General features: G+C 51.0%; 4 protein-coding genes and 4 tRNA genes. 7 read left to right on the top strand and 1 reads right to left on the bottom strand.

The genetic code is table 11. The features are described from left to right. The first annotated feature begins 344 nt into the window (after positions 1-344). Together murB and birA are read left to right on the top strand one after the other, a co-directional pair. Positions 345-1,373, top strand: a complete 1,029-nt coding sequence (gene murB / locus CWM54_RS27745) for a UDP-N-acetylmuramate dehydrogenase (protein WP_061156162.1) — start codon at positions 345-347, stop codon at positions 1,371-1,373. After that, complete coding sequence (gene birA / locus CWM54_RS27740; RefSeq protein WP_008808010.1) at positions 1,370-2,332, top strand: bifunctional biotin--[acetyl-CoA-carboxylase] ligase/biotin operon repressor BirA; 963 nt, start codon at positions 1,370-1,372, stop codon at positions 2,330-2,332. The genes murB and birA overlap by 4 nt, the downstream gene beginning before the upstream one ends. 25 nt (positions 2,333-2,357) lie before the next feature. On the opposite strand, the gene coaA is transcribed toward birA, so the two are convergent. Continuing rightward, on the bottom strand, positions 2,358-3,308 hold the full coding sequence (gene coaA / locus CWM54_RS27735; RefSeq protein WP_012543215.1) for a type I pantothenate kinase: 951 nt from the start codon (positions 3,306-3,308) through the stop codon (positions 2,358-2,360). Positions 3,309-3,738: 430 nt separating this feature from the next. On the opposite strand from coaA, the gene CWM54_RS27730 reads away from it, so the two are divergent. The 5 genes from CWM54_RS27730 to CWM54_RS27710 all read left to right on the top strand — a co-directional run. Then, positions 3,739-3,814, top strand: a tRNA-Thr gene (locus tag CWM54_RS27730). A 10-nt stretch (positions 3,815-3,824) separates the two neighbouring features. Then, a tRNA-Tyr gene (locus CWM54_RS27725) sits at positions 3,825-3,909 on the top strand. Between the two features lie 115 nt (positions 3,910-4,024). Then, positions 4,025-4,099 (top strand) — tRNA-Gly (locus CWM54_RS27720). Positions 4,100-4,104: 5 nt separating this feature from the next. Further along, positions 4,105-4,180, top strand: a tRNA-Thr gene (locus tag CWM54_RS27715). A 115-nt stretch (positions 4,181-4,295) separates the two neighbouring features. After that, positions 4,296-4,557 (top strand): GTP-binding protein (locus CWM54_RS27710; protein ID WP_000031674.1); only part of this gene is annotated, 262 nt, incomplete at its 3' end.

The following is a 4,557-nucleotide window of genomic DNA, read 5'->3' as shown; positions in this document are numbered from 1 at the left end:
ATGCCGAACTCAGAAGTGAAACGCCGTAGCGCCGATGGTAGTGTGGGGTCTCCCCATGTGAGAGTAGGGAACTGCCAGGCATCAAACAAAGCAGAAAGCTCAGTCGAAAGACTGAGCTTTTTGTTTTGCGTTAAAAAAGGACCCCGTGCCGAAAGGTGCGGGTTTTTTTGCTGTGTGGGGTATATCTCCCCGGTGGCGCTGCGCTGACCGGGGCTACGGATCCTCAGCCATCTGCTGACCGCGCAGCCCGATAACGCCCTGCAACATCATTGCCCCTGCAATCGGGCAAGCCTTCCCCCGCCAGATACGGTAAACTAACGCCGATTTTGCATCAGGAAGCCACTATGAACCACTCCCTCAAACCCTGGAATACCTTTGGCATTGAGCGCTCCGCCAAGACGATTGTACGCGCCGAAACTGAGCAGCAGTTATTAAGCGCCTGGCAAACTGCTGTCGCAGAAGGTCAGCCCACGCTGATTCTTGGGGAAGGCAGTAACGTTCTGTTTCTGAACGACTATGCCGGTACGGTGATCATTAACCGGATTATGGGGATCGAGGTGAGCGAAACCCCGGAAGCCTGGTGCTTGCACGTCGGTGCTGGTGAAAACTGGCATCAACTGGTGCAGTTCACGCTACAGCATGCGATGCCAGGACTGGAAAACCTGGCATTGATCCCTGGATGCGCAGGGTCTTCGCCGATCCAGAATATTGGCGCCTACGGTGTCGAGCTGCAGCGGGTTTGCGAATATGTTGACTGCATCGAGCTGGAAACGGGTCGTAAGGAACGTCTTTCAGCAGGGGAATGCCATTTCGGCTATCGCGACAGCATCTTCAAACATGAATATCAGGATCGCTACGCCATCGTCGCGATTGGATTATCGTTGGCGAAAGTATGGCAGCCGGTGCTGAGCTATGGTGATTTAACGCGTCTTGATCCACAGACCGTCACCCCACAGCAGGTATTCGATTCCGTTTGTCATATGCGAATGACGAAGTTGCCGGATCCAAAGATTAACGGCAATGCCGGAAGCTTCTTTAAGAACCCGATCGTCAGCGCTCAGGTTGCTGAAGCTCTGCTGGCGAAATTCCCCCAGGCGCCGCATTATCCGCAGGCAAACGGCACCGTCAAGCTGGCCGCGGGCTGGTTAATCGATCAATGTCAGCTCAAAGGACAACGCATTGGCGGCGCGGCCGTCCATCGACAACAGGCCCTGGTACTCATTAATGAAGATCGAGCGACCAGCGAGGACGTGGTAAAACTAGCCCATTACGTTCGCCAGCAGGTGGGTGAGAAATTCGATGTATGGCTTCAGCCCGAGGTGCGCTTCATTGGAACGCATGGCGAAGTCAACGCAGAGGAGAGCATTGCGTGAAAGACCATACTATTCCCTTAACGTTGATTTCTATCCTCGCTGATGGCGAGTTCCACTCAGGTGAACAGCTTGGCGAGCAGTTAGGCATGAGCCGGGCGGCGATTAATAAGCATATCCAGACCTTACGCGACTGGGGCGTCGATGTGTTTACAGTGCCAGGCAAGGGTTACAGCCTGCCGGAGCCCATTCATCTGTTGGATGAGAAAAAGATTTCCCAACAGATTGAACATGGCCGAGTGACGGTTCTCCCCGTGATTGACTCCACTAACCAGTATTTACTGGACAGGCTTGATGAGCTGACATCCGGGGATGCCTGTGTGGCTGAATATCAGCAGGCAGGGCGAGGACGGCGAGGTAGAAAATGGTTCTCGCCCTTTGGCGCCAATCTTTATCTCTCGATGTACTGGCGCCTGGAGCAGGGGCCGGCGGCGGCTATTGGACTCAGCCTGGTGATTGGTATCGTGATCGCTGAAGTTCTGCAGCAACTCGGGGCCGATCAGGTTCGTGTGAAATGGCCAAACGATATTTACCTGCAAGATCGTAAACTGTCAGGGATCCTCGTGGAACTGACCGGGAAAACGGGTGATGCTGCACAAATCGTTAGTGGCGCGGGTATCAATCTTGTGATGCGTCGCGTGGAGTCTGACGTGGTCAATCAGGGGTGGATAAGCCTTCAGGAGGCGGGGGTTGTCATCGACCGCAATCTCCTCGCCGCGCGCCTGATTAAAGAGCTACGTCTGGGCCTCGAACTGTTCGAGCAGGAAGGGTTAGCGCCCTATCTGCCGCGCTGGGAAAAACTGGATAACTTTATTCATCGCCCGGTAAAACTCATTATCGGTGATAAAGAGATCTATGGAATTTCCCGAGGCATTGACGCGCAGGGTGCACTATTGCTGGAACAGGATGGAGTGATAAAAGCCTGGGTTGGCGGTGAAATATCATTGCGCAGCGCAGAATAAAAAGGGAGCTTCGGCTCCCTTTGCTTTATTTACGTAAGCGTACCTGATTCACAGAATGATTGGCGCTTTTGGTCATAATCAGGCTGGCGCGCTCACGGGTTGGTAGTATATTTTCCTTGAGATTCATTAAGTTAATCTCATTCCATAGCGAGGTGGCAATATCTACCGCTTCTTCCTTAGACAGCTTTGCGTAATTGTGGAAATAGGAGTCAGGATCGGTAAACGCCCCTTCACGGAATTTGAGAAAACGATTGATATACCAGCTTTTCAATAATTCTTCCGGTGCATCGACATAAATAGAAAAATCGACAAAATCGGATACAAATACATGATGGGGATCGTGCGGATAATCCATTCCACTTTGCAGAACGTTGAGCCCCTCAAGAATTAAAATATCCGGTTGTGCGACGGTTTTGTCGCCGTCTGGAATAACATCATAAATCAGATGGGAATAAACCGGTGCGGTTGCCTGCGGTACACCTGATTTAAGGTCGGAGACAAACTTCACCAGTCGATGCATATCATAGGACTGCGGAAAGCCTTTCTTCTTCATTAACCCGCGTTCTTTCAATACCGAGTTAGGGTGCAAAAATCCGTCAGTGGTGATGAGTTCAACATGGCGGTGCTCTGGCCAACGGCTAAGCAAGGCCTGCAGTACACGGGCTGTGGTGCTTTTTCCTACCGCAACACTGCCAGCAATGCTGATGATATAGGGAATTCGTTGACCATTGGTGCCAAGAAATTGTTCGAGGACAGCCTGACGACGCAGGTTAGAACTGATATAGAAATTGAGCAAACGCGACAGTGGCAAATAGATCTCAGCAACCTCTTCCAGAGAGAGATCTTCGTTGATGCCTTTTAACCGCGTGATTTCATCCTCGGTTAACGTCATCGGGACAGAATCACGAAGTGCAGCCCATTGGTGGCGGTTAAATTGTAGGTACGGTGTCATTAACGTCTGCTCTTTTTGGCTCATAAGCATGTTCTTACCATCACCGAATACGTCGAAACGGCGATGCTTCACACGAGTTAATCAGGACAATGGGCAGGAGGGTAACACCAGATTGCCGGGAATAATAAGAAAAAAACTCATTGAATGCTGCATTCTCGCGTCAGCATCACAAGAGATGAATAAGTTTCTTATTCTGGGTAAAGGATGTGCGTTGCTGATGGGATAAGCGCTAATGGGCTGTATATCTTTCTGTCAGCTGTCGGAGAGTGTTCTCGGTGACAGACCATGCCGGAAAGAGGCTGATGAGCCGATTTCCTGGCGAATATTTGCACTCCACTGTTTGAAATTACCCCATTTTTCCGCGGAAGAGCACAAAATGTGAGCAAGAGAACGTTTTATGCAATTTTTTAGTTGCATGAACTCGCTCCTCTCCCTAGAATGCGCGCTACTTGATGCCGACTTAGCTCAGTAGGTAGAGCAACTGACTTGTAATCAGTAGGTCACCAGTTCGATTCCGGTAGTCGGCACCATAACAATTTGGGTGGGGTTCCCGAGCGGCCAAAGGGAGCAGACTGTAAATCTGCCGTCATCGACTTCGAAGGTTCGAATCCTTCCCCCACCACCACTTTCTGGCGACGCTTTGCGTAGCCGGAGTTGGTTGGGTAAACTAATCAGCTCAACATTAAAGAGAGCAATCTCTTTTTTGTGACAGAAAGAACTGGGTAGCCGAGTTTCAGGATGCGGGCATCGTATAATGGCTATTACCTCAGCCTTCCAAGCTGATGATGCGGGTTCGATTCCCGCTGCCCGCTCCAGACGTGCTGATATGGCTCAGTTGGTAGAGCGCACCCTTGGTAAGGGTGAGGTCCCCAGTTCGACTCTGGGTATCAGCACCACTTCTTTATCTCTCCTTCCCTGTTTCTCTCTGTTTATTGCATTCAACAAGTCGGGCATGTTGCCTGGTTGATGTGGTGATATCACCGATTTATCCGTGTCTTAGAGGGACAATCGATGTCTAAAGAAAAGTTTGAACGTACAAAACCGCACGTTAACGTCGGTACTATCGGCCACGTTGACCATGGTAAAACAACGCTGACCGCTGCAATCACTACCGTACTGGCTAAAACCTACGGCGGTGCTGCTCGCGCATTCGACCAGATCGATAACGCACCGGAAGAAAAAGCTCGTGGTATCACCATCAACACTTCCCACGTTGAATATGACACCCCGACTCGCCACTACGCGCACGTAGACTGCCCGGGCCACGCCGACT

The organism is Klebsiella sp. D-Nf1, from assembly GCF_002810515.1.
Taxonomy (GTDB): domain Bacteria; phylum Pseudomonadota; class Gammaproteobacteria; order Enterobacterales; family Enterobacteriaceae; genus Klebsiella; species Klebsiella variicola.
This window is presented reverse-complemented; position numbering and strand designations above follow the sequence as displayed.

What these genes read in the sequence shown, in the direction of transcription:
- murB (WP_061156162.1), top strand. Translation starts at nt 345, where the DNA reads ATGAACCACTCCCTCAAACCCTGGAATACCTTTGGCATTGAGCGCTCC.
- coaA (WP_012543215.1), bottom strand. Translation starts at nt 3,308, where the DNA reads ATGAGCCAAAAAGAGCAGACGTTAATGACACCGTACCTACAATTTAAC.